The following is a 25,917-nucleotide window of genomic DNA, read 5'->3' on the forward strand; positions in this document are numbered from 1 at the left end:
CATTTCTATTCGGGTGGGCGCGTCTATTCAGTAGCTTCGAACCGCCCCGCGCTGACAGTCAAGGTGCCGATCTGCGTCCCGACCGTGGCGTGGATCGGCGCATATATGCCGGTTTGGCCGAGCGGTGCAAACGTCACCATCATCTGGCTCTTCTTCTTCAGGTAATTCAGCGCCTTGCGGCCCTTGCGGTAGCCTGCCACCGGCTCGAAGCTCATCTTGCAGGTAACGGTGTCGCCCTTGTAGCCCTTGACCGAGATCGATCCTTTCGAGGCGTAGGTCAGCGTCAGGTCGGCGCGCATCTCGCCGTCATAGAATTTCACCTTGCGCCCACAGACCTGGTCGAGGCTGTCAGCATGGATGACGGTAGCCGCCATCGGATCGAGCACCGATGCCAGATCGTTGCTGCCCAGCGGTATCCAGTTTTTGGGATTGCGCTTTTTCGGCTCGGGAATGACCTGGGTGGCGGTCACCGCGCCATTGGCAAAGCGGATATCGACCATGGAAGCCTTCTTGCCGGACTTATAATCGGCGCGAAATACCTGCGGCTGCATCTGCTTGCCCAGGATCTTGCCCTTTGACGAGATCGTGCCGCTCGTGTCGTCGAACAAGGTGGCGAGACCCGCGCTGGAGACGGTGCCGTCTATGGAATAGCTATCGCCTTCGTAGTGGCTGGAAAATGTCGCCTTGGCCACGGAAAGGCCCAGGAACGACACCGTGTATTCGCCCTTGAAGGACTGTGCGGTGGCTGCGGGCGCGGCGGCAAGGGTTGATGTTGGCAAGGCGGCGACAAGTATGGCGACAACGGCATGTGACGGGCGAAGCATGGCGGGCTCGGTCCTTGATTTTTTAACCGGAGGCGGGCGACTCCGGCTTGAAATGTCCCTGTCCGACCGCTTATAGGCTGAATTCCGGCCTTTATGTGAAACGCCCGTCACAGTCGTGGGCAAGCCGGAGCTTGACGCATTGGCGAAATGCAACTAAGGAACGCCAACTTTTCCATAAGGCCGCCTGACTGAAACCGCGCGCCACCCGGCGCGGGCGAACAAGGTTTGGCAGGCTAGACAGAACTGAAGGTTAGAACCATGTCCCGCACCTGCGAACTCACTGCCAAGGCAGTCCAGACCGGCAACAATGTGAGCCACGCCAACAACAAGACCAAGCGCCGCTTCCTGCCGAACCTCGTCAATGTGACGCTGATTTCGGAAGCGCTGAACCAGAATGTGCGCCTGCGCATTTCGGCCAACGCGCTGCGTTCGGTCGAGCATCGCGGCGGCCTCGACGCCTTCCTGGCCAAGGCCGACGCCAAGGAATTGTCGCAGCGCGCGCGCCTGTTGAAGAAGCAGATCGCCAAGAAGCTGGCCGACCAGCCCGCCGCTTAACGATATCAAGGCGGGGGACGACCGCCCTGAGCATCGGAGCAATCCGATGCTCAAAACTTCTAAGGCAGCAGCATCGGAGCAATCCGATGCTCAAAACTTGCAAGGCAGCGCGACCCGAACTTCGGCTAGCGCCTGGCTGGTTCCATTACCCAGGATAAAAAAATGACTTCCTTCTCGCGATATCTGCCCTTTGTGGCCGCCATGGCGCTTGTCGTCGTGGCATCGAACATCCTCGTGCAGTTCCCGATGCAGGGCCAGGCCGGCGGTCTGTCGCTGGGCGACATCCTGACCTGGGGCGCCTTCACCTATCCCTTCTCCTTCCTGGTCACCGACCTTGCCAACCGCCGCTACGGGCCGACCGTGGCGCGCCGCATCGTCCTTGTCGGCTTCATGACCGCTGTGGTCTGCTCGATCCTCGTCCCGCCCTTCCTGTTTCGCCACGGCCTGATCGAGTTCGAGACATCAGCCGACCGGCTGGTGCGCATCGCCACAGCTTCCGGCGCGGCCTTCCTTTGCGCGCAATTGCTCGACGTCACCGTGTTCAACCGGTTGCGCCGGCAGAGCTGGTGGCGCGCGCCGATCGTCGGCACGCTGGTCGGCTCGGTGTTCGACACCCTGGTGTTCTTCAGCATCGCCTTTTCGGCCGCCTTCGCTTTTGCCGGCCCGAACGACAGCTTTGCGCTGGAGACGGCGCCGCTGATGGGCGTGCTGCCGGTCGAGACCATGCGCTGGGTCTCCTGGGCCCTGGGCGACCTCTCGGTGAAGCTGATCATCGCTGTTGTGGCCCTGATCCCCTACCGGCTGCTCGCCGCCCACTGGAGCCAGCCGGCCGTGGCTGTCTAGGCCGTGATCCCTTGGGTCCAGCTCGGCTCGGCCAAAACGCCTGACGGCGGACAGGAACTGCGGTTAAAGCAGCGCGGCAGCGAATTCTCGATCATGCTCGGCACCAATGAGCTGATGAACAGCCGCCTCGGCGGCTCCGAGGAAGCGCTGGCCAAGCTCTCCTGTGAAAAGATCGGCGGCCGCGCCCAACCGAAAATCCTGATCGGCGGCCTGGGCATGGGTTTTACGCTGCGCGCTGCGCTTGCCCAATTGGGCGCCGACGCAGGGATCACCGTTGCCGAGCTTGTCCCCGCCGTCATCGCCTGGGCGCGCGGCCCCATGGAAGCGGTCTTCGCCGGCTGTCTCGACGATCCCCGTGTGACGGTTCGCAAAGCCGACGTCGGGCACATCATAAGATCCGACAAGGCAGCCTGGGACGCCATCCTGCTCGATGTCGACAATGGCCCCGAAGGCATCGTCTACAAGGGCAACGACGCCCTCTATGGCGCTGCCGGCCTAGGCGCGGCGCGTGCAGCGCTCAGGCCCGGGGGCGTGCTGGCTGTTTGGTCGCAAGGCCCCGATGCCGGCTTCACACTTAGGCTCAAGCAGGCGGGCTTTGTCGTGGACGAGGTGAAGACGCGCGCCAATGGCAAGCGCGGCGCGCGCCACGTCATCTGGATCGCCACCAAGCCTTAGGGCTCTCAATCCTGGTGCAGGATGAATTCCAGATAGAGGTTGCGCTGCAGGATCGAATGGTTGTCATCCGAGATCAGCGACACCATCAGCGCTCTGTCATCGCGGGTCCAGACGTCGAGTCCTTCCATATTGTCGATCTGGTAGCCCATGTCGGCTTCCATCAGCACCGGCCCGTCGGCAACCGCGCCCTTCTCGACGCTTTCGCCATAGATGCGCCTTAGCCGCATCCTGACACCGCCGGCCATCGAGAAACTGCGCTCCAAAAGCAGCAGGTCGCCATCCGGCAGGAAGGCGCCGTCAGTGATGTCGAAATCACCGTTGCGCTTGACCGTGAAGACGCCCTTGTGCGGCCCTTCGATGATGGCGGCATAGATGTTGCCAGCCTTGTCCAAGCTCTTTTCCGAGACCACGACGAGGCCGCCCTCGTGCTGGCCGTTGGGATTGGCGTGGGTGACGGTCTCGAAACCGCGGTTCTGTCGCAGTTCGCGGGCTGGAACCAGAAAGTTCAGTTGCTTGAACGGCGCCGTCATGTTGCTGGGGTCGATCTTGAACTGGGCGACGCGGTGATCGCGCTCGAAGCCGACGGTGGCGATGCCGTCCTTGACTGCAAGGCCCTCGGCATCGACTTCCCATTTCCTGTCGATCGGCCGGCCCTTCTCATCGACCATCTGCTGCATGCGGAAATTCTGGATGCCGGACGGCCGCTTGTCGGCATCATGGGTGATAGAGCCGAAGAACCAGAAGCCCGTATCGGCGACGCCGATGAAATCGCTGCCGGGTTTGACGAACCGAAATGCCGACAGCGCGCCGAAATCGCGCGTCGTCGAGTTCATCTCAAGACCGCCGACGAATTCCAGCGGCCCAAACTGCTTGTCGGCGCTGCCGATATGGAAGGTGGTGATCGGTCGCGCCGAGACTTCGACCGGCTCGACCGCGCTTGGGCCGGCGGCGATGGCCGGCGCAAACGCCATGCCGGACAACGCAGTGACCGCGAAGAGCATCTGCCGAAACCCGCCGCGCAAAAAAATCATCCGGCGCGCCGGTAGCCGCCGCGGCGTGTATCGCGCACGTTTTCCTCGGCGAACAGCGAGGCCAGCTGCTCGGTCATGGCGCCGGCCAGTTCCTCGGCATCAACGATGGTGACGGCGCGCCTGTAATAGCGGGTGACGTCGTGGCCGATGCCGATGGCCAGAAGCTCGACCGGCGAGCGCGTCTCGATCAGCTCGATGACGGCGCGCAGGTGCCGCTCGAGATAGTTGCCAGGATTGACCGACAGCGTCGAATCGTCGACCGGCGCGCCGTCCGAGATCATCATCAGGATCTTGCGCTGTTCGGGCCGGGCGATCAGCCGGTTGTGCGCCCATAACAACGCCTCGCCGTCGATGTTTTCCTTGAGCAGGCCCTCGCGCATCATCAGGCCGAGATTGCGCCGGGCGCGACGCCACGGATGATCGGCGGATTTGTAGATGATGTGGCGCAGATCGTTGAGCCGGCCGGGGTTCGGCGGCTTGCCGTCCTTCAGCCACTTCTCGCGCGCCTGTCCGCCCTTCCACGCCCGCGTGGTGAAGCCGAGGATCTCGACCGAGACGCCGCAGCGCTCCAGCGTGCGCGCCAGAATGTCGGCACAGGTGGCGGCAACCGTGATCGGCCGACCGCGCATCGAGCCCGAATTGTCGAGCACCAGCGTCACCACCGTGTCGCGGAATTTGGTGTCGCGCTCCTGCTTGAACGACAAGGGCTGCATCGGGTCGATGACGACACGAACCAGGCGTGCCGGATCGAGATAACCCTCTTCGAGGTCGAAATCCCAGGAACGGTTCTGCTGCGCCATCAGGCGGCGCTGCAGCCGGTTGGCGAGCCGTCCGACGACGCCGGAGAGATTGGCCAACTGCTTGTCGAGGAAGGCGCGCAGCCGGTCGAGTTCTTCCTCCTCGCACAGGTCTTCCGCACCGACCGTCTCGTCGAAGGCGGTGGTGAAAACCTTGTAGTCGATCTCTTTCGGCAGGTTGGCGAAGGGGTTGTCGTTACGGCGCGCCTCGCCCGGCGTTTCGGCGTCCGCATCGTCATCGTCGGAAAGATCGTCGGCAGTGGCGTCGGAGGCCTCAGTCTCGGACGACTGTTCGTCGTCAGCCGAGGCCTCGGCATCCTCTGACTGCGACTGCTCGGAGCCGGAATCCTCTTCACCGCCCTCCTCGCTCTGCTCCTCGCCTTGCGGCTGGTTGTCGTCATTGTCCTCGGAGTCTTCGGTTTCCTGGTCGTCGCCGAGTTCCTCGGCCATCTCCATGGACGCAAGCATCTCGCGCACGACGCGGGCAAAGGCCTGCTGGTCGCCAAGCTTGGCCGACAGTCCGTCGAGATCGGCCTTGGCTTTTTCCTCGACCCAGGGCCGCCAGAGGTCGACCAGCCGTTCGCCGCTCTTCGGGATCGGCCGTCCGGTCAGCTTTTCGCGCACCATAAGCGCCAGCGCCTCCTCGATCGGCGCGTCGGCCTTGTCCTTGACGTCGACAAGGTTGGCCTTGGCGTATTTGTCCTCCAGCATCGAGCCGATATTGTCGGCGACGCCTTGCATGGCGCGGCTGCCGATCGCCTCGACGCGGGCCTGTTCCACGGCGTCATAGATCGAGCGCGCCAGCTTGCCTTCCGGCGCCAGTTTGGTGTGGATGCGCTGATCGTGGCAGGCGCGCTTCAGCGCCATGGAATCGCCCAGGCCACGAGTAATCGCGATGTCTGTCTTGGACGCTTTCTTCGGCAGTTCGGGCAGTCGGGCGCGGCTGCCGGCGAGCGCCGGGCGGTCCTTGGCGAAACCGACTTCGAGCTCCTTGTCGCCGGCGATGGCGCGCATGCAGACGGTGACGGCACGCTTGAAGCTGTCGGCTTCAGACCCCGTCTTCGACTTGTTGCGCGTGTTGTCGCCCGGACCCGCCATCGAGGCTCTGCTCAGCCCAGCACCACGTTGGCGGCGCTCTCGGGCAAATCCTCGCCGAAGGCGCGCTGGTAGAACTCGGCCACCACCGAACGCTCCAGCTCGTCGCATTTGTTGAGGAAGGTCAGCCGGAACGCCATGCCGATATTGCCGAAGATCTCGGCATTTTCGGCCCACGTGATGACGGTACGCGGGCTCATCACGGTCGACAGATCGCCATTGATGAAGGCCGAGCGCGTCATGTCGGCGACCCGCACCATCTTGTTGACGATGTCCTTGCCCTTGCCGTCGCGATAGTGCTTGGCCTTGGCCAGCACGATGTTCACCTCATTGTCGTGCGGCAGGTAGTTCAGCGTGGTGACGATCGACCAGCGATCCATCTGCGCCTGGTTGATCTGCTGCGTGCCGTGATAGAGGCCGGTAGTGTCGCCGAGGCCGACCGTGTTGGCGGTCGAAAACAGCCGGAACGCCGGATGCGGGCGGATGACCCGGCTCTGGTCGAGCAGCGTCAGGCGGCCCGACGATTCCAGCACGCGCTGGATGACGAACATCACGTCCGGACGGCCTGCATCGTACTCGTCGAAGCAGAGCGCGACATTGTGCTGGTAGGCCCAGGGCAGGATGCCGTCGCGGAATTCGGTGATCTGCAGGCCATCCTTGACGACGATGGCGTCCTTGCCGACGAGGTCGATACGGCTGACATGGCTGTCGAGGTTGACGCGCACGCAGGGCCAGTTAAGGCGGGCGGCGACCTGTTCGATATGGGTCGATTTGCCGGTGCCGTGATAGCCAGACACCATGACGCGGCGGTTGTAGGCAAAGCCGGCAAGGATCGCCAGCGTCGTCGCCTTGTCGAACAGATAATCCGGATCGATGTCCGGCACATGTTCCGAGGTCACCGAATAGGCCGGCACCACCATCTTGGACTCGAAGCCGAATTTGTCTTTCACCGACACCGTCGTGTCGGGCAAATTGGCGATGTCGCGATCGACCTTGTTCATCTCTATCCAAGTCTCCACGGGCGAAATGCCTGATTTCGCCGGCAATCGATTTTGTCCGGGGGCGGTCTTAGAGCCTTTTCCACCCTTATGAAAGTTGGAAAACGACACGAACCGTTAGGTTGCTCAGCACAAACCCGCCTGCTTGAGCACGCGATAGGCCTGCAGCACATCGCGGAACCGGTCTTCCGAACCTCTATCGCCGCCATTCGCATCCGGATGGTGGCGCTTCACAAGTTCCTTATAGCGCGCCTTGATGTCCTTGCCAGTCGCCTTTGTATCAAGGCCAAGCGTTTCCAGCGCCTTGGCCTCAAGCGGCTTGGCCTTGCGTTCGCGCGCCTCGCGCGGGTCCTTCGGCCCTTTGAACAGATCGAAGGGATCGCGCATGCGGTTGTAATAGCCGGCGCGACCGGAACGCTGCTGGGCGAAATCGGGCGAGGAGCGCGTCGAGGCGCCGGCGACGCCCATCTTCCATGTCGGCCGGTGGCCGGTCATCGCTTCCTTCTGGAAGCGGGCTATCTCGGTGTCCGGCACGCCGGAGAAGTAGTTGAAACCCTTGTTGTATTCGCGCACATGATCGAAGCAGAACTGAAAATACTCGCCTTCCTTCATGCGTCCGACCGGCGCCCGGTGGGTACCGGCCTCCTTGCAGCCGTCCCACTGGCAGATCGGCGAGTGCGACTTCAACTCCGCATCCTTGTCGGGACGGACCCGAATTTTCTCGAAATATTTGGGGTACGGTTTCATCTCACCCATTTATGGGCTGTTCGCACGTGCGAAACAAGAATTGACATTTTCGCGATCATCGCCCTAACCGCTGAATCGCGGCATAAAGCAGGGCGAATGGCGATTTTTGAGGCGGCCCGGCGGGATCGATCCCGATTTCCCGATCACGCCTTGCAGATATGGTGAAGGGAGATGGCGATGTCCATACAGGCGACGATGGAAGACAAGCTGAACAAGGCGTTTTCGCCGGAGCGGCTGGCGATCGTCAATGAAAGCCACCTTCATGCCGGTCATCACCACCACGGCTCCGACGATCACGGTGCCTATGACGGCACCGGCGAGACGCATTTTCGCGTCCGCATCGTCTCATCCGTCTTTGCTGGCATGAGCCGCATCGACCGCCACCGCGCCGTCAACGAATTGCTCGCAGCGGAGCTGCAAGCCGGCGTCCATGCGCTGGCAATCGAACCGGCTGCACCCGGCGAAAAGACCCGTTGGTAAGTCTCTCCGCCTCAGATCACCGCTTCGATGAGAAACGGTCCCGGACGCGACAGGGCACTGTCGAGCAGCGCGTCGAACCGCTCGCACGTGTCGGCGCGGGCCGCCTCGACGCCCATGCCTTTGGCCAGCGCAACCCAGTCCAGCGCCGGATGGTCGAGATCGAGCATGCGCCTAGCGTTCTCGCCGATCTCATTGACCCCGACATTCTTCATTTCGCCATGCAGGATGGCGTAGGTCCGGTTGGAAAAGATGATGGTCACGACGTCAAGCTTTTCCCTGGCCTGGGTCCACAGTCCCTGCACCGTGTACATGCCGCTGCCGTCGGCCTCGAGATTGATCACCTTGCGGTCCGGGCAGGCGATCGCTGCTCCTGTCGCCATCGGAATGCCGCCGCCGATCGATCCGCCCGTACCCATCATGTAGTCGTGCGGCGCCGCAAAGGCGGATAGCGCGAAGAACCGTCTCGCCGAGGTGACCGCTTCGTCGCAGACGATGGCATTGGCCGGAAGTTTGCGCGCCACCGACAGCGCGATGGCATCGTCCGTCAGTCTGCCGCTCAGCGTCGGTTCGTCTGGAAAGGCGGTTGCGGCGGCGAATTGCTGCGTCGGCTTGATGCCGACCTCGGCAGCCAGCGCCTCCAGCGCCGCTTTCAGATCCTGGCCATGCGCCGCCAGCGAAAGCACCTTGCAATCGTCCCGAACCAGCCGCCCGGGCTTGCCGGGATAGGCGAAGAAGGCAACCGGCTCCTTGGCGCCGACCAGCACCAGCAAGTCGATATCCCGGAGCATGGCCGTCGCCGCATCGACCGGATAGGGAATGCGGGTCGGGGCGAACCGCCCGCGGCCGCGCTGCATGCGGGCGATCAGAACCTCACTGAACAGCCTGACATCGCTTCCCGATGACATTCTCCCTGCGATTTCAAGTCCATCGGCGCGCGCCGCCTGCCCACGCACCACCATGCCGACACGGCCCGGCGCGGCGCGGATTGCTTCGGCGATCGTGCGCACAACAGCCATGTCGACGGCGGGCGGCGGCTCCAGCTTCACCTTGCCAGGCGAAATCGCAGCAACTTCGCCCCAGGCGGCATCCGCAGGCAGGATCAAGGTCGTGACGCCAGGCGGCGTGAGTGAGGCGCGGAAAGCCGCCTCTGCGGCCGGCACAATATCGGCCGGCCCCTTGACGCGGCCAACCCAGTTCGACATCGGCGACGCCAGGCCTTCTATGTCGCTGGTCAGCGGGGCATCGAGCGGCAGATGGTAGGAAGCATGGTCGCCGACAATGTTGATCATCGGGCTGCGCGCACGCCTTGCGTTGTGCATGTTGGCCAAACCGTTGGCGAGACCCGGTCCGGTATGCAGCAACGTTGCTGCCGGGCGGTCGGTCATGCGCGCATAGCCGTCGGCGGCGCCGGTCACCACGCCCTCGAACAGGCCGAGCACGCAGCGCATCTGAGGTTTGCGGTCCAGTGCGGCAACGAAATGCATTTCGGATGTGCCAGGATTGGCGAAGCAGACCGTGACGTCATTGGCCAGGAGCACGTCGCACAGCAGATCGGCGCCATTCATGATTTTCTTTCCCAATCGACAACTCAGGAACAATTGCACCTGTAGCCGCCGGGTCGGCAATGTCCCGCCGGGGCTTTTGGTCTGATCCAGGACGCCTCGCGGGGATCGGGGATCAACCGACGGTCCATTCAGGAAGGCCAGCATCGCGGCGGTCAACGCGTCGCCGTCCTCGCCGAAGTCGTGATTGATCGACATATGCGTGTAGGCGTTGCCGTCGAACAGCGTCACTTCAGTGCCGATGGCGCGCAGGCGTTTGGCAAAGCCTTCGATTGGTCGTCGCGGCCTTCGGCGCGCGAATAGGCGATGAAGGTCGGCGGATGCTTGTGTCCATCGAGATAGCTGGCCGGCGACAACGCCGCCCATCAGCGCCGCAGCACCGGGCAACCCGCCATTCCAGCCACTCCGAATGTTTCCTCCCAAGCCTTCTACCCGGATTGCAGCCACTCTCCTTCATGTGAAGGGAACCAACAATGCTTTCCGACAGTTGAAGGTGATGAGGCGATTGGAATCCAGATCGGCTCCGAGGGCAGAACATCATGCGTGCAACCCAATCCGACGTCTTCGATCTTTTTTCGGAAATTTATGCCAATGCGGCGGACGAAGAGGTCAGCATCCAACAGTATCTTCTTGCCTGTCGGGAAGACAAATCGATGTACGCTTCGGCTCCCGAAAGGATGGTCTACGCAATCGGCGAACCAAAACTGGTTGACACCAGCAAAGACGAGCGGCTCGGCCGCATTTTCTCGAATCGGACCCTCAAGGTCTACCCTCATTTTTCCGACTTCTATGGAATGGAGGATACGATCGAGCGCATAGCCGGGTATTTCCGCTATGCCTCGCAGGGGCTCGAAGAACGCAAGCAGATCCTCTATCTCCTCGGCCCGGTCGGCGGCGGCAAATCCTCTCTGGCCGAGCGCCTGAAGAAACTGATGGAGCAGCGCCCGATCTACACGCTGAAGGTCGGCAACCAGATCAGCCCGGTTTTCGAGTCGCCGCTTGGGCTGTTCCATCCCGATCACATGGGTGATCTGCTAGAGGATAAATACGGCATAGCCCGGCGCCGGCTGAACGGATTGATTTCGCCATGGGCGGCCAAGCGCCTCGACGAATTGTCTGGCGACATCTCCAAATTCAGCGTCGTCAAGCTGATGCCTTCGCGGCTGCGCCAGATCGGCATTGCCAAGACCGAACCTGGCGATGAGAACAATCAGGATGTCTCGGCCCTGGTCGGCAAGGTCGACATCAGGCAATTGGAAAATTTTAGCCAGTCCGACCCCGATGCCTATTCCTATAGCGGTGGCCTGAACCGGACCACGCAAGGTCTGCTTGAATTCGTCGAGATGTTCAAGGCACCCATCAAGGTTCTGCATCCGCTGCTGACCGCAACACAGGAAGGCAGCTACAACGGCACTGAAAATTTCGGCGCCTTTCCCTACCAGGGGATCATCGTCGCCCATTCCAACGAGTCGGAATGGCAACAGTTCAAGAGCAACAAGAACAATGAGGCGTTTCTCGATCGCATCCTGGTGGTCAAGGTACCCTATTGCCTGCGGATCACCGAAGAGAGGCAGATCTATGAGAAATTGCTGCGTGAGAGCGAGTTGGCCGCCAGCCCCTGTGCCCCTGAAGTTTTGGACATCCTCAGCCGCTTTGCAGTTTCGACGCGCTTGGCCGAGCACGACAACTCGCCGCTCTACACCAAGATGCGCGCCTATGACGGCGAAAATCTGAAGGAAGTCGATCCCAGGGCAAAGTCGGTCCAAGAATATCGCGACGCCGCCGGCGTCGATGAAGGCATGACGGGCGTCAGCACGCGCTTTGCCTTTAAGATCCTTTCGCAGACATTCAACTTCGACAATGAGGAGGTGGCCGCCGATCCTGTGCATCTGATGTACATTCTGGAGGAGGCGATCAAGCGGGAGCAGTTCCCGAAGGAAACGGAAGCGGCCTATCTTGAATTCATCAAGTCGGAGCTTGCGGCGCGCTACGCCGAGTTCATCGGCCACGAAATCCAGAAGGCCTATCTGGAGTCCTATAGCGAATACGGCCAGAACCTCTTCGACCGCTACATCGCCTATGCGGATGCCTGGATTGAGGACCAGGACTACAAGGACCCCGACACCGGCCAGATCCTCAACCGGGAGATCCTGGACAACGAACTTTCGCAGGTCGAGAAACCGGCAGGCATCGCCAATCCCAAGGACTTCCGTAACGAGGTGGTGAAGTTCACTCTGCGCGCTCGCGCAAGAAACCACGGCCGCAACCCGTCATGGACCAGCTATGAAAAACTGCGCGAGGTCATCGAGAAGCGGATGTTCGGACAGGTCGAGGACCTCTTGCCGGTGATCAGCTTCGGCTCCAAGCAAGACAGCGTTACGGAAAAGCGCCATAACGAATTCGTACAGCGCATGATCGAGCGTGGCTACACAGAACGGCAGGTACGCCGGCTGGTGGACTGGTACATGCGGGTGAACAAGGCGGGTTGACAGAGCCGGATGGTTCCATGCCGATCTTCATCGACCGTCGCCTGAACCCCAAGGACAAGAGCCTTGGCAATCGACAGCGCTTCCTCAGGCGTGCTCGCGAGGAGTTGAAGCGGAGCATTCGCGATCAAATCCGCACTGGCAGGATCGCCGACGTGGATACCGAGCACGCCGTGCCCATGCCTGAAAGGAAAACGGCCGAGCCGAGCTTCAACGATGACAGGGCCAGCGGACGGCGCCGACACATCCTTCCGGGCAACAGGCATTTTTCCCCTGGAGACCTGCTCCCGAAGCCGCATGGGGGCGGCGCGGCGTCGTCGCCAGGAAACACGGCGTCGGAAGACGATTTTCGTTTCGTGCTGTCACGCGAGGAGGTGCTCGAACTCTTTTTTGAGGATCTCGAACTGCCCGACCTGGTTAAGCTCAATCTCAAGGAAATCCTTGCCTTCAAGCCGCGCCGGGCCGGCTTCGCGGCAACCGGTTCCCCGACCAACATCAATGCCGGCCGCACCATGCGCAACAGCCTAGGCCGGCGCATTGCGCTGAGGCGCCCCACGCAGCAGGAACTGGAGGCGATCCTCCGGGAAATCGTCACGCTTGAGTCGGCCCCGGCCGGCGCGGCGGTGCGCCAGCGCATCGCGGAATTACGCGACGAGCTTGACCGGCTGGAGCGACGGCGCAGGCGAATTGCCTTTGTCGATCCGGTCGATATCCGATTCAACCGCTTCGACGCCCGGCCGGTGCCGAATGCCAATGCCGTCATGTTCTGCCTTATGGACGTGTCCGGATCGATGGGCCAACGCGAAAAGGACTTGGCCAAACGCTTCTTCGTGCTGCTGCACCTGTTCTTGAAACGGCGCTACGAACGCACGGAGATCGTCTTCATCCGCCATACCCATGAAGCGCACGAAGTGGATGAGGACACGTTCTTCTACAACACGCAGAGCGGCGGTACGATCGTCTCCACCGCGCTCGACGAAATGCACCGCATTATCGGCCAGCGCTATCCTGCCAGCGAGTGGAACATTTACGCCGCGCAGGCCTCTGACGGGGACAATTTCACCACCGATTCCGAGCGATGCATAGAACTCATGAACGGCAAGCTCATGCGCCTGTGCCAGTATTTCGCCTATGTCGAGATCATCGACGAACGCGAGAGCCACATATTCGGTGCTACCGAAAACGGGACGTCGCTTTGGCGCGCCTACAGTACGATCGAGCTGAAATGGCCCAACTTCCAGATGAGCCGCATCGCTGCTCCCGCGGATATTTACCCGGTCTTCCACCGGCTCTTCGCCAGGCAGCCGGCGGCCATCAAGAGCGCTTGAGAGAGAGAGATGGTCAGGCGAGCCAACGAAACGAATTTGTTGTTTTCCGGTTCTGACTGGAATTTCGAGAAATTATCGCGGGCTTTTGAAGAGATCGAGGCGATCGCGGTCGACGAGTTGCATCTCGATACTTACCCGGTCCAGATGGAGATAATCTCCTCCCAACAGATGCTCGACGCCTACTCATCTATCGGCATGCCACTGATGTATCGGCATTGGTCGTTCGGCAAACATTTCCTTCACCAGGAGCTTCTTTACCGTAAGGGTGGTCGGGGGCTGGCCTATGAACTGGTCATCAACTCCAATCCCTGCATCGTCTACCTCATGGAGGAAAACACCATGGCGTTGCAGGCCCTTGTGACGGCCCACGCGGCGCTTGGCCACAATCATTTCTTCAAGAACAATCATCTGTTTCAGCAATGGACCGACGCCGGGGCAATCCTGGGTTATCTGGACTTCGCCAAGGGCTACATCGCCCGGTGCGAGGAGCGGCACGGCCTTGCAGCAGTGGAGGCCATTCTCGATTCCGCCCATGCCCTGATGGAACAAGGGGTGTTCCGCTACCACCGGCCGCCAAAGCTCTCGTCGGAGCGACAGCGCGAAGGGCTTCGCGAGCGCCTCGAATACGAAGAGCGCTCCTACAACGATCTGTGGCGCACGCTGCCGCCGTCGCAGAACAAAAACAAGTCCGGCAATGAGGATCAAGGGATGGCGGAGCGCAAGAGATCGCTCAACCTTCCCGAGGAAAACCTCCTTTATTTCCTCGAGAAGAACAGCCTGATCCTGGAACCCTGGCAGCGCGAGATCATCAGGATCGTCCGCGTCATCGCGCAATATTTCTACCCGCAGCGACAGACTCAAGTCATGAATGAAGGCTGCGCCACCTTCGTGCATTATACGCTCATGAACATGCTATTCGATCGCGGCCGGATCGGCGAAGGTGCCATGCTCGAAATCCTGCGCAACCATTCGAACGTGATCTTCCAGCCGGCCTTTGACGATCCCCGGTTTTCAGGCATCAATCCCTATGCCCTCGGCATCGACATGATGCAGGACATACAGCGCATTTCGACCGAGCCGACGGCGGAGGACCGCGACTGGTTCCCGGACATTGCAGGACATGGCAACTGGCGCGAGGTCCTGCTTGAGGCCTGGGCCAACCACCGCGACGAATCCTTTATCCGCCAGTACCTCAGCCCGAGCTTGATCCGAAAATGGCGGTTCTTCGTGCTTGGCGATGGAGCCGACAAACCGCATTTCGAAGTCGCGTCGATCCACAACGAACGTGGCTATCACAAGATACGCGCCCAGCTAGCCCACAGTTACGACCTTGGAGCGAATCGGCCGGACATCCAGGTGATTGATGTCGACCTGCTCGGCGACCGGCAGTTGCGGCTGCAACACAGGGTAAAGGATGGTGTTGTGCTCGAAGGGGCCAGCCGTGACGCGACGCTCCGCCATGTCCGCAGCCTCTGGGGCTACGAGGTCAGCCTGGTCGCAGTTGACGCTCAAACCGGTGCGACAATCCACGAACGGTCTACGAGCCAGATCGCGGCATAAGCTCGGCAAAGAGCGTCCTGTTGCGGGCCTGCTCGTTACCTCAGGCTTCGCCCGCCGGCCTGATCCTGATCCTTGCGATCCGGTTCTTGTCGCGCTTCATCACCACGAAGCGCTTGCCGTGGAAGGTGAAAGCCTGCTTTTCCTCGGGGATCGACTGCGTCTCGTGGATGACCAAGCCGGCAATGGTGGTCGCTTCCTCGTCAGGCAGGTTCCAGTCGAGCGCCCGGTTGAGATCGCGGATCGGGACGGTGCCGTCGACGACCACGGAACCGTCCGCCTCCTGCTTGACGCCCTGAATGTCGACATCGTGCTCGTCGGCGATCTCGCCAACGATCTCCTCGATAATGTCCTCCAGCGTCACCAGCCCTTCGACCTCGCCATATTCGTCGACGACGATGGCGAAATGCGCCTTGGCGCGCAGGAAGGCGTTGAGCTGTTCCTGCAGCGTGGTGGTGTCGGGCACGAACCAAGGCTTCGAAGCGATCTTCATCACGTCGATCCGGGAAAAGTCGTTGCCGACCTCGTTCAGCGCTCGCAGCAGGTCCTTGGCGTGCAGCACGCCGACAATGTTGTCGAGCGAGCCTTTCCACAACGGCATGCGGGTGTGCGGGCTTTGCAGGATCTCGCGCACCACCGCTTCCGGCCCATTGTCGGCATTGACCGAGCGCATATTGGTGCGGTGGACCATGATGTCGGAGACTTCGAGCTCGGCGAGATCGAACAGCCCGCCGACGCGGTCGCGGTCCTCTCGCACCATCTGGCCGTCGCGGCGGAAATCGTCGACCGCGCCGCGCAACTCGTCCTGGGTCGAGCGCTGCGGCTCGATGCGCGACAACTCATAGCCGAACATGGCAAGCAGGCGCGTGCGCACGGCCAGGACCAGCAGGATGAGGATGGCAAGGAAGGCGACGACGGTCCAGCCAGGCTCGTTGATCATCGCGGCCGGCTTTCCTGGCCCGGGTGGTTTTCCCTGAGGAACGAAAGCACTTCCGACGCCGGTACATCCTTGGCAATAAAAGCCTGGCCAACGCCGCGCGTCAGGATGAAGGTCAGCGCGCCGCGCGACACTTTCTTGTCCTGGGTGATGAAGCCAAGCAGCGCCTCGGCATCGGGCAACTCACCAGGGATGTCGGCCATCCGCCAGGGTAGACCGACGGCGCGAAGATGCGCCTCGACCCGCGCCGCGTCGTCCGGGCTGGCCAGATTGAGCCTTGCGGAAAAGCGGTGCGCCAGCGCCATGCCGATGGCGACGCCTTCGCCATGGACGAGGCGGGCGCCATCATACTGTGTGGCGCCTTCCAGCGCATGGCCGAACGTGTGGCCAAGATTGAGCAGTGCGCGGTCGCCGGTTTCGAACTCGTCGCGGGCGACGACATCGGCCTTGGCGCGGCAGGCCTCGGCAATCGCCTCCGCCCGTTCCGCACCACCGGCGAACACCTTTTCCCAGTTCGCTTCCAGCCAGGCGAAAAACGCCGGTCGGTCGATCAACCCGTATTTGGCAAGCTCGGCATAGCCGGCGCGAAATTCGCGGATCGGCAGCGTGTCGAGCACTTCGGTGTCGGCCAGCACCAGCTTCGGCTGATGGAAGACGCCGACCAGATTCTTGCCGCGCGGGCTGTTGATGCCGGTCTTCCCACCGACCGAGGAATCGACCTGCGCCAGCAGCGAGGTTGGAATCTGGACGAAATTCATGCCGCGGCGCACGATGCCGGCGGCAAAGCCGGTGAGATCGCCGATGACGCCACCGCCGAGCGCAATGACGACATCGCCGCGCTCCAGCTTGGCGGCGAGCACGCCGTCGACCACCTCTTCGAGATGGGCAAAGCTCTTGGTCTTTTCGCCGGCCGGCAAAGTGATGACGGCAGGCTGGATGCCGCCTGTTTCCAGACCGGCCTTCAGCGCGTCGAGATGTGCCGCCGCGACATTGTCGTCGGTGACCACCGCCGCCCTCGTGCCGGGCAGGCGGCGCGAAATCTCGGCGCCGGCGCGCGCCAAAAGGCCAGGGCCGATCAGGATGTCATAGGCGCGCTCGCCAAGGCCGACCTCGACAGTGACCTGTTCGCTCACAGCCGCACCTCGCCCGGCGCAGTCGGAGCCGGAATGCCGAAATGCCCGCACAGCGCGTCGACAACCTCCGTCGCAATGACCTCCTTGCGGTCGTCGCGTGTCGGCACGGTGATGTTGGACGTGGCATAGACCGGGTAGCGCTCGCCCATCAGTCGCTCGAGCACGGCGCGCGGATCGGCGCTTTTGAGCAACGGCCGGTTCTGCTTCTTGGACACGCGCTCCATCAACAGGTCGATCTCGGCCTTCAGCCACACCGACACGCCATGCCCGGCGATCGCTTCCCGCGTCTGCGCATTCATGAACGCGCCGCCGCCGGTCGACAGCACCTGCGGCCCACTCTCCAGCACGCGCAGGATGACGCGCTGCTCCAATGCCCGGAATTCGGTCTCGCCATAGCGTTCGAACAGTTCCGGCACCGTCATGCGCGACACGGTTTCTATCTCCTGGTCGCTGTCTACGAAGGGCAGCGACAGCATCGTCGCCACCTTGCGGCCGATCGCCGTCTTGCCGGCGCCCATCAGGCCGACAAAGACGATCGAGCGGCTGCCCAGCCTGTCGAGCAGCGCGGCATGGCTATCGCCGGGAGGATTTGCTGGTAACGCGTTCATGAGACCATGCTGTTTCTAAGCCGTCTTTGCCGGCGTATCGACATCAAAAGCCCGTTTGCGTCAAGCATAGCGCCTTTCGCACGCAGAGCCCTTCGTCCTTGAATTGACGGAATTAGCGTCCCATAAGGACACAGGGCTTGGAATCGCAGAGCAAGAAGACGGGCGAAGATTGATGCCGACACTGTTCCGCTTTGTCGTGACGATGATGACTCTTGCCGGCATTGCCTATGGTACGATGGTGGCGTTGGCGATGTTCGTCGAGCCGAAAAAAGCCGAAATCACCGTGCGCATTCCACCGGAAAAGCTGAACCCCAAGAAAAACTGACCCAAAACTGACCCCTGGAACATGAACAGCGCGGCTCGCATCGAAGCCTTTCTCGAAATGATGAGCGCCGAACGCGGTGCCGCTGCAAACACGCTGTCTTCCTACCGCCGTGATCTCGAAGACGCTTCGCAGCAGATTGCCGGCGGGCTTGCCGCTGCCGCCGCAGTCGACATCCGCGCCTATCTCGACGACATCGCAGCGCGCGGCTTTGCGTCGACGTCGCAGGCGCGCAAACTGTCGGCGATCCGCCAGTTCTTCAAGTTCCTCTACGCCGAGGGCTTGCGCGGCGACGACCCGACCGGCACGCTGGACAGTCCGAAAAAGGGCCGGCCGCTGCCCAAGACGATGAGCGAGGCCGATACCGGTCGGCTGCTCGACCGTGCGGCGCTTGAGACAGGCGATGGCGTCAATGGCGACCGGGTGGCGGCACTGCGCCTGCACGCTTTGGTCGAGGTGCTCTATGCCACCGGCCTGCGCGTCTCCGAACTTGTCGGCCTGCCGGTGACCGTCGCCCAGCGCGACGACCGCTTCTTCATGGTGCGCGGCAAGGGCGACAAGGAGCGCATGGTGCCGCTGTCGGCCAAGGCCCGCATGGCGATGCGGGCATGGCTCACGGCCCGGGCGTCGGTGCCGGCTTTCGCCGACAGCCCGTTTCTGTTCCCGGCCGCCAGCGACAGCGGCTTTCTCTCCCGGCAGGTCTTTGCCCGCGACCTCAAAGGCCTTGCCGCGCGGGCCGGCATATCGGCGGCCAAAATTTCGCCGCATGTGCTGCGCCATGCTTTTGCCAGCCATCTCCTGCAGAACGGCGCTGATCTCAGGGCGGTGCAGCAGCTGCTCGGCCACGCCGATATCTCGACCACGCAGATTTACACGCATGTGCTGGAAGAGCGGTTGGTGCGGCTGGTCAACGATCATCATCCGCTTGCCGACTAGGCCTCATATCGCTATGTGAGGGCAACGTGCCCGCGCGGAGCCTACATCTGCGCGATGTTTGCCTTCCGACGCATCGGTCCGCTCAAGAATGTACAATTACCTCGATTTCGAAAAGCCGGTGCAGGACCTTGAACTCAAGATCCTCGAGCTGAAGAAGCTTGCCGAGAATGGCGAGGCGGTCGATGTCGGCGACGAAATCAGCCGGCTCGAGAAGCGCGTGCGCGACGCGCTGCGCGACATCTACAAGGCGCTGACGCCGTGGCAGAAGGTGCAGGTCGCGCGCCACACCGACAGGCCGCATTGCCTCGACTACATCAAGGGTCTGTTCAGCGATTTCACGCCGCTCGCCGGCGACCGCAATTTCGGCGAGGACCAGGCGATCATCGGCGGCTTCGCCCGATTCCGCGGCGAACCGGTGGCCGTCATCGGCCAGGAAAAGGGCTCCGACACGGCGAGCCGGCTCAAGCACAATTTCGGCTCGGTGCGCCCTGAAGGCTACCGTAAGGCCGTGCGGCTGATGGAACTTGCCGACCGCTTCCAGATTCCACTTCTGACGCTGGTCGACACCGCCGGCGCCTACCCCGGCGTTGGCGCCGAGGAACGCGGCCAGGCGGAAGCCATCGCCCGTTCAACCTCGGCCTGCCTCGGCCTCAAAGTGCCATCGATTTCGGTCGTCATCGGCGAAGGCGGTTCGGGCGGCGCCATTGCGATCGCCACCGCCAACCGCGTCTACATGCTGGAACACGCCATCTATTCGGTGATCTCGCCGGAAGGCGCTGCCTCGATCCTGTGGCGCGACACCACGCGCTCGAAGGATGCGGCGACCAACATGAAGATCACCGCCCAGGACCTTCTGGAAATGAAGATCATCGACGCCATCATTGCCGAGCCGCTCGGCGGCGCCCAGCGCGCGCCCGAAACGGTGATCGCCGCCACCGGCGACCTCATTGCCAAGACGATGAAGGAATTTGCCGGCGCCAATACCGATTTTCGCGAGCAGCGCCGCGAAAAATACCTGGCGATGGGCCGCAGCCTCTGATTTCGGCGGGCAACGCACCGCAATGTGGCGTCAAGGAGCAATTTCGCCATAAAAATGCCGCCGCATTCGGCTCAATAAAAAATCCGTGACACCGGGCGAATTGCCGTGGGGGACGCCGTCCGACGCTTGCGGTAAGGAATTTTCAAGGTTAACGGGCTTAGGGTGTCCGTCAGTGTTCAGCATACCGGACCGGGCGCTATCCGGCCCGTGACGCGAGAAAAAGACATAGCCGTATCCATGTTTACCAAGCTTGCCCGCACCGCACTTCTGATCGCCGCGCTTGGCGTTGCCGGCTGCAACGATTCCTCTATGAAGAATTTTGCGCCGGAAGCCAGCAAGCCGCTGCCGGACAAGATCCTGGCCGACATGAAGGCCAAGGGCATGATCCGCACCTCGTCGGTGATGGCTCGCATCTTCAAGGAAGAAGGCAAGCTCGAAATTTGGAAGGCCAAGACCACCGGCCGCTACGAGATGGTCGCCAGCTACGACATCTGCAAATGGTCGGGCAAGCTCGGCCCGAAATACACCGAGGGCGACCGCCAGGCGCCGGAAGGTTTCTATACGGTCCGCCCGTCGCAGATGAATCCGCGCTCGAACTATCACCTGTCCTTCAACATCGGCTATCCCAACGCCTATGACCGTGCCAATGGCCGCACCGGCGCCAATCTCATGGTGCACGGCGCCTGCTCGTCGTCGGGCTGTTATTCGATGACCGATCCGCAGATCGAGCAGATCTACGCTTTTGGTCGCGATGCCTTCCAGGGCGGCCAGACCGAGTTCCAGATCCAGGCCTTCCCATTCCGCATGACCGCCGCCAACATGGCGCGTTACCGCAACGACCCGAACTATGAGTTCTGGAAGATGCTGAAGGTCGGTTACGACAATTTCGAGATCACCAAGGTGCCGCCGAAAGTCGATGTCTGCGACAAGCGCTATGTCTTCAACCAGGTGGCGCCCGAGGGCACGACATTCGATCCGACCGGCGCCTGCCCGGCGACCACGCAGCCGGATTCGCTGAAGAGCGCACTCAACGCCTATCAAAGCAGCTATGACGCGGCCTTCACCGGCGCGGTCAAAGCCAGCGTGCCGGCGCCCAAGCCGACCATTGCCGGCATCAAGGAAGCCGCCATCGTTTCCGAATGGTCGAAGCGCCGCGCCCGGGGCGAGCGCGTGCCGATCGAACCGCCGTCGCTGAATTCCGACGGCACGCTGACCGAGACGGCGCGCATGGGCCGCATCGATTCGCCCGCCGGCCGCAAGATGGCGGCGCTGGACGCAGAGAAGGAAGCCAAGCGCAAGGCCGAGGAACAGCGGGTTGCTGCCATCGAGGCTGCGAAAGCCGCCAAGGCCCAGGCACTGGCTGAAAAGCAAGCCGCAAAGGCCCAAGCGCTGGCCGAAAAGGAAGCAGCCAAGCAGGCCCCCCAGCAGCCGGTCGCCACTGCGAGCGTCGAGGCGGTGCCTGCAGAACCGCCGGCGGACGAAAGCCGGATGTCGAAGATCAAGAACAAGCTGCTAGGCATGTTCGGCGGCTGAGGTTTTTCGCCTTGCCGATGCATGTCGCCCAAAAGTGCGCAGCGGTTTTGGGACAAAGACATGCATGAAGACAAACAAACAAATCACACCGCGATCTATGACCTCAAGGGCCTGAACTGCCCCCTGCCCGTTCTCAAGGCGAAAAAACGCTTGGCGGCAATGCAGCCGGGCAGCCGGCTTTGGCTGGAGACCACCGACCCGCTGGCGGTCATCGACATCCCCGCCTTTTGCGCCGACGCTGGCCACCAGCTTGTTGAAACATCAGCCGTCAGCGGCGGCCACCGCTTCCTGGTCGAACGCGGCGCATAGCGAGCCTGACAATCAGCCCCCGGCTATCGCCAGCGGATTGCTCTCCAACGCCGCGCGATCCGGCGTGTCGATCGACGGCCGGTTGGTGAAGGCGGAAAACAGCCGGCGCACATAATCTTCCGGCATATCGAGCGTGATCAGCACCAGCCTGGTGCCGCGTTGGCCGTCCGGCCAGGCCAGCAGCCGCGCCGGCGGATGCAGGATCTTCTGCACCCCGTGGACGACAAGCGGCCGCGACGGGTCCTCCGCAAGCTCGATGACGCCCTTCATCCGCAAAAGCTTGTCGCCATGCGCAGAACGCAGCAGGTCGAGGAACATCTCGATCGCCGAAAACGGCACCGGGCCGTCATGGACCAGCGAGTAGGAGCGCACGCGGGAATCGTGGCGGTGGTGGTGCTCATGCTCGCCGTGGTCATGATCATGATGATGGTGGTGCTCATGGGCGGCTTCTTCGCCGAGCCAGCGCCGGACATCGGCGGATTTGGTCGCCGGATTGTAGAGGCCGCAATCGAACAGCGCCGTGACGCCGGTTCGGCCGTCGCCGGCGTCCAGCACCACGGCGCCTGGATTGAGCTGATGGAGTCGCGTTCGCAAAGCATCGACGTCGCCGGGATCGCTGGCCAGATCGACCTTGGTCAGCACGATGCGATCGGCGACCGCCACCTGCTTGACCGCCTCGACATGGCCGTCGAGCGTCGCATTGCCGTTGACCGCGTCGACCAGCGTGATGACGCCATCAAGTCGGAAGGCCTGCACAAGGGCGGGATGCGCCATGATCGACTGCAGCACCGGCGCCGGATCGGCGAGCCCGGTGGTTTCGACAACGACGCGGGCAAGGCGGGCGATACGGCCGGTCTGCAGCCGGTCGACGAGGTCAGCCAGCGTATCGACCAGTTCGCCGCGCACCGTGCAGCACAGACAGCCGTCGGACAACTGGATGATGCCGTCCGAGGCCTGCTCGACCAGCAGGTGGTCGATCGCCACCTCACCGAATTCGTTGATGATGACGGCCGTGTCGACCAGTGCCGGATCTTTGAGCAGCCGGTTGAGCAATGTCGTCTTGCCGGCGCCGAGGAAGCCGGTGACCACCGTGACGGGTATCGGAAAGCCAGCCATCGCCTAGTTCGCGGCTTTGACCAGCTGGTCGCCCTGCACCGCGGTTGCCTGGCCCACCACGGCCGGTTCGGCGCCCTTTGGCGCCGGAATGTCTGGCCGCCAGCTCGGCAGCGGCACATCGGCGTATTCCTGGCCGCCCTGGTCGCGCATCGCCTTCGGCGCCGGCCCGGTGGCGCCGCCGAGGCCGACTGCAACCAGCGTCGGCACGTGGTCGAGCTTTTCCTGATAGGGCGATTTCGGCACGTCGGCGCCCTTCGCGGCCACCGGCGGAGCCGCCTCGGACTGCTCGTGCGGCGCCTTCTTCCTGCAGATCTCATCATGCATGTCGTTGGGTGACATGGTATCGCCATAGGAAGGCATGGCCGCAACCGTGAGCCAGTTCGGGTCGGGCGTGGCAAAGCCCTGGTCGAGCAGCCTGGCGGCGGTCTCGGCACGGCTGATCGCCGATTTTTCGCCGAGCACGACCGCGACCAGCGTGCGGCCATTGCGTGTCGCCGAGCCGATCATGTTGAAGCCCGAGGGACAGACGAACCCGGTTTTCATGCCGTCGGCGCCGGGATAGCGCCCGATCAAGAGATTGTAGTTGGAGATCGCCTTCTTGCCGACGGCAAGGCCTTCGATCGAGAACCAGGGGGCGTATTGCGGGAATTCCTTGCGGATCGCCATCACCAGCAGGGCAAGATCGCGCGCCGTCGTGTACTGCTCCGGCGAAAACAGGCCGTTCGGATTGACGAAATGCGTTCCGGTCATGCCAAGCCGCGCCGCCTCCGCATTCATGCGAACGGCGAATCCGGCCTGCGAGCCGCCTATGTTTTCGCCGATGGCCATGGCGATATCGTTGGCCGATTTGACCAGCATCATCTTCAACGCATTGTCGAGCCGCATCACCGAGCCCGGCTTGAAGCCCATCTTGCTCGGCGGTTCGCCCGCCGAATGCTTGGTCACCTTGATCGGTGAATCGAGCTGGACCTCGCCGGCGGCAATCGCCCGGAAGGTGACATAGGCGGTCATCAGCTTGCTCAGCGAAGCGGGATACCAGCGCTTGAAGGCGTCCTGGTGCTGCAGAACCTTGCCGCTGTTGAGGTCGAACAGGATCACCGGATTGGCCAAAGCTGGCCCAGCCAGCATAGGTAGCGCCAAGCCGCCCGTTAGCAGTAATTTGAGGATATGGCTGTGCCGCATCATGGAATCCGAAATCGCCTCTTGCCGTAGTCGCCCCTGGCTCCGTAAGATTTCGTTACGCGATGGCCAGCATGACCTGATCCGGCCCTCAATTTCCGGATCACATTGTCTGGGGTGCTATTTACCCTATGTGACGCCAAGATGGCAAAGTGCCAAGATGGCAACAAGCATGGCAATCACAATTGCAATCAAGCAGGCCAGATCGTCTGCTCCAACAGCGAGATGGAACCATTATGCCGATTCTCAACCGCGCCGCCGAGATGCAGGATGAAGTTGCCGGCTGGCGACGCCAACTGCACCAGACGCCAGAACTGAATTTCGATGTCTTCAAGACCGCCGCCTTCGTCACCGAGAAGCTGAAGGAATTCGGCTGCGACGACGTGGTGACGGGCCTCGGCAAGACCGGCGTCGTCGGCATCATCCATGGCCGCAAGGGGCAAGGCGCGACCATCGGCTTGCGCGCCGACATGGACGCGCTGCCGATCAACGAGATCACCGGTAAGCCCTATGCCTCGACCATTCCCGGCAAAATGCATGCCTGCGGCCATGACGGCCATACGGCGATGCTTTTGGGCGCCGCCAAATATCTGACCGAAACGCGCAATTTCGCCGGCTCGGTCGCGGTCATCTTCCAGCCGGCGGAAGAGGGCGGCGGCGGCGGCAACGAGATGGTCAAGGACGGCATGATGGAGCGTTTCGATATTTCGCGCGTCTTTGGCATGCACAACATGCCGGGCCTGCCGGTGGGCCAGTTCGCCATCCGGCCGGGCCCGATCATGGCGGCGACCGCCGAGTTCACCATCACCGTGAAGGGCCGCGGCGGCCATGCGGCGATGCCGCACGGCACGATCGACCCGATCGTCATCACCAGCCAGTTGGTCGGCGCCCTTCAGACGGTCGCTTCGCGCAGCACCGATCCGGTCGAGGCGGTGGTGGTTTCGGTGACGAAGTTCCACGCGGGCGACGCCTACAACGTCATTCCCGAGACCGCCGAGATTGCCGGCACGGTGCGCACACTGAAGAAAGAGATCGCCAAGAAGTCGGAAGAGCGCATCCGCACCATCTGCGAAGGAATAGCCACCGCCTTCGGCGCGACGATCACTGTCGACTATGACGCCAACTATCCCGTGACCTTCAATCATCCGGAAGAAACGGTCTTTGCCGGCGATGTCGCGGCAAATGTCGCCGGCGACACCCAGGTCCACCGCGCCATCCAGCCGGTGATGGGCGGCGAAGACTTCTCCTACATGCTGGAAGCCCGCCCTGGCGCCTTCATCTTCATCGGCAATGGCGAGACCGCCGGCCTCCACCATCCGGCCTACGACTTCAACGACGAAGTCATCCCGCACGGCATGAGCTACTGGGTTAAACTGGCCGAAACGGCGCTGGCAGCCTGACCTGCCCCGACGAAAGGCCGGCCGATTAGCCTTCGGCCGGCCTCTTCATTGCCTTCGGCGAGCCTCTTGGCGAAACGATCGGAAGCGGCTATGTGTCGGGCCGCGTGGTCCCGTAGCTCAGTAGGATAGAGCGGCAGATTCCTAATCTGTAGGTCACAGGTTCGATTCCTGTCGGGATCACCAGCAAGATCAGGTCCATTCCGGACACATAGGTTACGGTTTATATCGGAGACATGGGTAACACTTTTGGCCCGAAGGGGTTTTGGAGTGGTTCGAGCCTGCATGTCTCATCATCGAAGTAGCCCAAATCATAATCCATGAAGGAAGCCAGCCAGATATGGTCCTCGACCTGTTTGATGCCGACGGTCTGGCCGGCAAAGACGAGGCTGAGGTTGATCTTCTTGCGATTGTAGCAGATGCGGCCGCA

The 25,917-nt window shown here is 62.2% G+C and carries 25 protein-coding genes, 1 tRNA gene and 1 pseudogene; 14 read left to right on the top strand and 13 right to left on the bottom strand.

Annotated elements, in window-relative coordinates:
• Positions 1–23: 23 nt before the first annotated feature.
• Positions 24–824 (bottom strand): DUF3108 domain-containing protein, encoded by an 801-nt coding sequence (locus tag NKH35_RS25835; protein WP_023711708.1) that lies wholly within the window; start codon positions 822–824, stop codon positions 24–26.
• A gap of 258 nt (positions 825–1,082) precedes the next feature.
• Between NKH35_RS25835 and rpmB the strand changes: the two genes are divergently transcribed.
• From rpmB to NKH35_RS25850, 3 genes are all read left to right on the top strand, one after another.
• Positions 1,083–1,379, top strand: coding sequence for a 50S ribosomal protein L28 (gene rpmB / locus NKH35_RS25840; protein WP_023670682.1), 297 nt, complete (start codon positions 1,083–1,085; stop codon positions 1,377–1,379).
• Between the two features lie 162 nt (positions 1,380–1,541).
• Entirely contained in the window at positions 1,542–2,222 is a 681-nt protein-coding gene (locus NKH35_RS25845; protein ID WP_023748520.1) for a queuosine precursor transporter, read from the top strand.
• Between the two features lie 3 nt (positions 2,223–2,225).
• Positions 2,226–2,897 carry a polyamine aminopropyltransferase gene (locus NKH35_RS25850; protein WP_023734618.1) on the top strand — a complete coding sequence of 224 codons (672 nt, stop codon included), beginning with the start codon at positions 2,226–2,228 and terminating at the stop codon, positions 2,895–2,897.
• Positions 2,898–2,902: 5 nt separating this feature from the next.
• On the opposite strand, the gene NKH35_RS25855 is transcribed toward NKH35_RS25850, so the two are convergent.
• The 4 genes from NKH35_RS25855 to NKH35_RS25870 form a co-directional block, all read right to left on the bottom strand.
• Positions 2,903–3,928, bottom strand: coding sequence for an esterase-like activity of phytase family protein (locus NKH35_RS25855; RefSeq protein ID WP_023734619.1), 1,026 nt, complete (start codon positions 3,926–3,928; stop codon positions 2,903–2,905).
• Positions 3,925–5,823, bottom strand: coding sequence for a cobaltochelatase subunit CobT (gene cobT, locus NKH35_RS25860; protein ID WP_023699107.1), 1,899 nt, complete (start codon positions 5,821–5,823; stop codon positions 3,925–3,927). Before cobT ends, NKH35_RS25855 begins: the two co-directional genes overlap by 4 nt.
• An 11-nt stretch (positions 5,824–5,834) precedes the next feature.
• The gene (gene cobS / locus NKH35_RS25865; RefSeq protein WP_023670677.1) at positions 5,835–6,821 is read right to left on the bottom strand and encodes a cobaltochelatase subunit CobS; all 987 of its coding nucleotides are present in this window, start codon (positions 6,819–6,821) and stop codon (positions 5,835–5,837) included.
• Positions 6,822–6,944: 123 nt separating this feature from the next.
• Positions 6,945–7,574: a J domain-containing protein gene (locus NKH35_RS25870; RefSeq protein ID WP_032887126.1), complete on the bottom strand. Its 630-nt coding sequence runs from the start codon at positions 7,572–7,574 to the stop codon at positions 6,945–6,947.
• A gap of 168 nt (positions 7,575–7,742) precedes the next feature.
• On the opposite strand from NKH35_RS25870, the gene NKH35_RS25875 reads away from it, so the two are divergent.
• On the top strand, positions 7,743–8,045 hold the full coding sequence (locus NKH35_RS25875; RefSeq protein ID WP_023670675.1) for a BolA family protein: 303 nt from the start codon (positions 7,743–7,745) through the stop codon (positions 8,043–8,045).
• Positions 8,046–8,056: 11 nt separating this feature from the next.
• Here the strand turns inward: NKH35_RS25875 and NKH35_RS25880 are convergent, their stop codons facing one another.
• Entirely contained in the window at positions 8,057–9,610 is a 1,554-nt protein-coding gene (locus NKH35_RS25880) for an acetolactate synthase large subunit (RefSeq protein WP_023701378.1), read from the bottom strand.
• Positions 9,611–9,834: 224 nt separating this feature from the next.
• On the bottom strand, positions 9,835–9,963 hold the full coding sequence (locus NKH35_RS25885) for a hypothetical protein (protein ID WP_023670673.1): 129 nt from the start codon (positions 9,961–9,963) through the stop codon (positions 9,835–9,837).
• Between the two features lie 183 nt (positions 9,964–10,146).
• Here NKH35_RS25885 and NKH35_RS25890 point away from each other — a divergent pair, with 183 nt between their 5' ends.
• The 3 genes from NKH35_RS25890 to NKH35_RS25900 are packed head-to-tail and all read left to right on the top strand — an operon-like array spanning position 10,147 to position 14,981.
• Positions 10,147–12,096, top strand: coding sequence for a PrkA family serine protein kinase (locus NKH35_RS25890; RefSeq protein WP_352916845.1), 1,950 nt, complete (start codon positions 10,147–10,149; stop codon positions 12,094–12,096).
• Between the two features lie 17 nt (positions 12,097–12,113).
• Positions 12,114–13,421 (top strand): YeaH/YhbH family protein, encoded by a 1,308-nt coding sequence (locus NKH35_RS25895; protein ID WP_023686733.1) that lies wholly within the window; start codon positions 12,114–12,116, stop codon positions 13,419–13,421.
• Between the two features lie 9 nt (positions 13,422–13,430).
• Complete coding sequence (locus NKH35_RS25900) at positions 13,431–14,981, top strand: SpoVR family protein (RefSeq protein ID WP_023711702.1); 1,551 nt, start codon at positions 13,431–13,433, stop codon at positions 14,979–14,981.
• Between the two features lie 40 nt (positions 14,982–15,021).
• Here the strand turns inward: NKH35_RS25900 and NKH35_RS25905 are convergent, their stop codons facing one another.
• From NKH35_RS25905 to NKH35_RS25915, 3 genes are read right to left on the bottom strand one after another with little or no spacing between them, the layout of a single operon-like run.
• A complete protein-coding gene (locus NKH35_RS25905; protein WP_023711701.1) occupies positions 15,022–15,918 on the bottom strand; it encodes an HlyC/CorC family transporter in 897 nt (298 codons plus the stop codon).
• Positions 15,915–17,048 carry a 3-dehydroquinate synthase gene (gene aroB, locus NKH35_RS25910; RefSeq protein WP_352916847.1) on the bottom strand — a complete coding sequence of 378 codons (1,134 nt, stop codon included), beginning with the start codon at positions 17,046–17,048 and terminating at the stop codon, positions 15,915–15,917. The genes NKH35_RS25905 and aroB overlap by 4 nt, the downstream gene beginning before the upstream one ends.
• Positions 17,045–17,656: a shikimate kinase gene (locus NKH35_RS25915; RefSeq protein WP_023670667.1), complete on the bottom strand. Its 612-nt coding sequence runs from the start codon at positions 17,654–17,656 to the stop codon at positions 17,045–17,047. The genes aroB and NKH35_RS25915 overlap by 4 nt, the downstream gene beginning before the upstream one ends.
• Positions 17,657–17,828: 172 nt before the next feature.
• On the opposite strand from NKH35_RS25915, the gene NKH35_RS25920 reads away from it, so the two are divergent.
• The 5 genes from NKH35_RS25920 (at position 17,829) to NKH35_RS25940 (ending at position 21,795) form a co-directional block, all read left to right on the top strand.
• Positions 17,829–17,981: a histidine kinase gene (locus NKH35_RS25920; RefSeq protein WP_352916849.1), complete on the top strand. Its 153-nt coding sequence runs from the start codon at positions 17,829–17,831 to the stop codon at positions 17,979–17,981.
• Between the two features lie 21 nt (positions 17,982–18,002).
• Positions 18,003–18,914 (top strand): site-specific tyrosine recombinase XerD, encoded by a 912-nt coding sequence (locus NKH35_RS25925; RefSeq protein WP_286440131.1) that lies wholly within the window; start codon positions 18,003–18,005, stop codon positions 18,912–18,914.
• 88 nt (positions 18,915–19,002) lie between these two features.
• Positions 19,003–19,953 (top strand): acetyl-CoA carboxylase carboxyltransferase subunit alpha, encoded by a 951-nt coding sequence (locus NKH35_RS25930; RefSeq protein ID WP_023670665.1) that lies wholly within the window; start codon positions 19,003–19,005, stop codon positions 19,951–19,953.
• A 237-nt stretch (positions 19,954–20,190) separates the two neighbouring features.
• Positions 20,191–21,486 carry a L,D-transpeptidase family protein gene (locus NKH35_RS25935; RefSeq protein ID WP_023694055.1) on the top strand — a complete coding sequence of 432 codons (1,296 nt, stop codon included), beginning with the start codon at positions 20,191–20,193 and terminating at the stop codon, positions 21,484–21,486.
• Positions 21,487–21,546: 60 nt separating this feature from the next.
• Positions 21,547–21,795, top strand: coding sequence for a sulfurtransferase TusA family protein (locus NKH35_RS25940; RefSeq protein WP_027050749.1), 249 nt, complete (start codon positions 21,547–21,549; stop codon positions 21,793–21,795).
• Between the two features lie 12 nt (positions 21,796–21,807).
• On the opposite strand, the gene NKH35_RS25945 is transcribed toward NKH35_RS25940, so the two are convergent.
• Positions 21,808–22,911: a CobW family GTP-binding protein gene (locus NKH35_RS25945; protein ID WP_023670662.1), complete on the bottom strand. Its 1,104-nt coding sequence runs from the start codon at positions 22,909–22,911 to the stop codon at positions 21,808–21,810.
• Positions 22,912–22,914: 3 nt separating this feature from the next.
• Positions 22,915–24,093 carry a D-alanyl-D-alanine carboxypeptidase family protein gene (locus NKH35_RS25950; RefSeq protein WP_352916852.1) on the bottom strand — a complete coding sequence of 393 codons (1,179 nt, stop codon included), beginning with the start codon at positions 24,091–24,093 and terminating at the stop codon, positions 22,915–22,917.
• 233 nt (positions 24,094–24,326) lie between these two features.
• On the opposite strand from NKH35_RS25950, the gene NKH35_RS25955 reads away from it, so the two are divergent.
• Positions 24,327–25,490, top strand: a complete 1,164-nt coding sequence (locus tag NKH35_RS25955; protein ID WP_023734625.1) for a M20 aminoacylase family protein — start codon at positions 24,327–24,329, stop codon at positions 25,488–25,490.
• 106 nt (positions 25,491–25,596) lie between these two features.
• Positions 25,597–25,673 (top strand) — tRNA-Arg (locus NKH35_RS25960).
• Between the two features lie 37 nt (positions 25,674–25,710).
• Here NKH35_RS25960 and NKH35_RS25965 read toward each other — a convergent pair.
• A pseudogene (locus NKH35_RS25965) lies at positions 25,711–25,917 on the bottom strand (IS481 family transposase); the annotation flags it as partial.

The organism is Mesorhizobium sp. M1143, from assembly GCF_040318435.1.
Taxonomy (GTDB): domain Bacteria; phylum Pseudomonadota; class Alphaproteobacteria; order Rhizobiales; family Rhizobiaceae; genus Mesorhizobium.

Excerpts from the sequence above, each read along its gene's own strand:
- NKH35_RS25835 (WP_023711708.1), bottom strand. The coding sequence starts at position 824 with ATGCTTCGCCCGTCACATGCCGTTGTCGCCATACTTGTCGCCGCCTTG.
- cobS (WP_023670677.1), bottom strand. The coding sequence starts at position 6,821 with ATGAACAAGGTCGATCGCGACATCGCCAATTTGCCCGACACGACGGTG.
- NKH35_RS25845 (WP_023748520.1), top strand. The coding sequence starts at position 1,542 with ATGACTTCCTTCTCGCGATATCTGCCCTTTGTGGCCGCCATGGCGCTT.
- NKH35_RS25925 (WP_286440131.1), top strand. The coding sequence starts at position 18,003 with ATGAACAGCGCGGCTCGCATCGAAGCCTTTCTCGAAATGATGAGCGCC.
- NKH35_RS25905 (WP_023711701.1), bottom strand. The coding sequence starts at position 15,918 with ATGATCAACGAGCCTGGCTGGACCGTCGTCGCCTTCCTTGCCATCCTC.
- NKH35_RS25940 (WP_027050749.1), top strand. The coding sequence starts at position 21,547 with ATGCATGAAGACAAACAAACAAATCACACCGCGATCTATGACCTCAAG.
- NKH35_RS25880 (WP_023701378.1), bottom strand. The coding sequence starts at position 9,610 with ATGAATGGCGCCGATCTGCTGTGCGACGTGCTCCTGGCCAATGACGTC.
- rpmB (WP_023670682.1), top strand. The coding sequence starts at position 1,083 with ATGTCCCGCACCTGCGAACTCACTGCCAAGGCAGTCCAGACCGGCAAC.
- NKH35_RS25900 (WP_023711702.1), top strand. The coding sequence starts at position 13,431 with ATGGTCAGGCGAGCCAACGAAACGAATTTGTTGTTTTCCGGTTCTGAC.
- NKH35_RS25945 (WP_023670662.1), bottom strand. The coding sequence starts at position 22,911 with ATGGCTGGCTTTCCGATACCCGTCACGGTGGTCACCGGCTTCCTCGGC.
- NKH35_RS25920 (WP_352916849.1), top strand. The coding sequence starts at position 17,829 with ATGCCGACACTGTTCCGCTTTGTCGTGACGATGATGACTCTTGCCGGC.
- NKH35_RS25875 (WP_023670675.1), top strand. The coding sequence starts at position 7,743 with ATGTCCATACAGGCGACGATGGAAGACAAGCTGAACAAGGCGTTTTCG.
- NKH35_RS25855 (WP_023734619.1), bottom strand. The coding sequence starts at position 3,928 with ATGATTTTTTTGCGCGGCGGGTTTCGGCAGATGCTCTTCGCGGTCACT.
- NKH35_RS25895 (WP_023686733.1), top strand. The coding sequence starts at position 12,114 with ATGCCGATCTTCATCGACCGTCGCCTGAACCCCAAGGACAAGAGCCTT.
- NKH35_RS25930 (WP_023670665.1), top strand. The coding sequence starts at position 19,003 with ATGTACAATTACCTCGATTTCGAAAAGCCGGTGCAGGACCTTGAACTC.
- NKH35_RS25890 (WP_352916845.1), top strand. The coding sequence starts at position 10,147 with ATGCGTGCAACCCAATCCGACGTCTTCGATCTTTTTTCGGAAATTTAT.
- cobT (WP_023699107.1), bottom strand. The coding sequence starts at position 5,823 with ATGGCGGGTCCGGGCGACAACACGCGCAACAAGTCGAAGACGGGGTCT.
- NKH35_RS25915 (WP_023670667.1), bottom strand. The coding sequence starts at position 17,656 with ATGAACGCGTTACCAGCAAATCCTCCCGGCGATAGCCATGCCGCGCTG.
- NKH35_RS25950 (WP_352916852.1), bottom strand. The coding sequence starts at position 24,093 with ATGCGGCACAGCCATATCCTCAAATTACTGCTAACGGGCGGCTTGGCG.
- NKH35_RS25955 (WP_023734625.1), top strand. The coding sequence starts at position 24,327 with ATGCCGATTCTCAACCGCGCCGCCGAGATGCAGGATGAAGTTGCCGGC.
- NKH35_RS25935 (WP_023694055.1), top strand. The coding sequence starts at position 20,191 with ATGTTTACCAAGCTTGCCCGCACCGCACTTCTGATCGCCGCGCTTGGC.
- NKH35_RS25870 (WP_032887126.1), bottom strand. The coding sequence starts at position 7,574 with ATGGGTGAGATGAAACCGTACCCCAAATATTTCGAGAAAATTCGGGTC.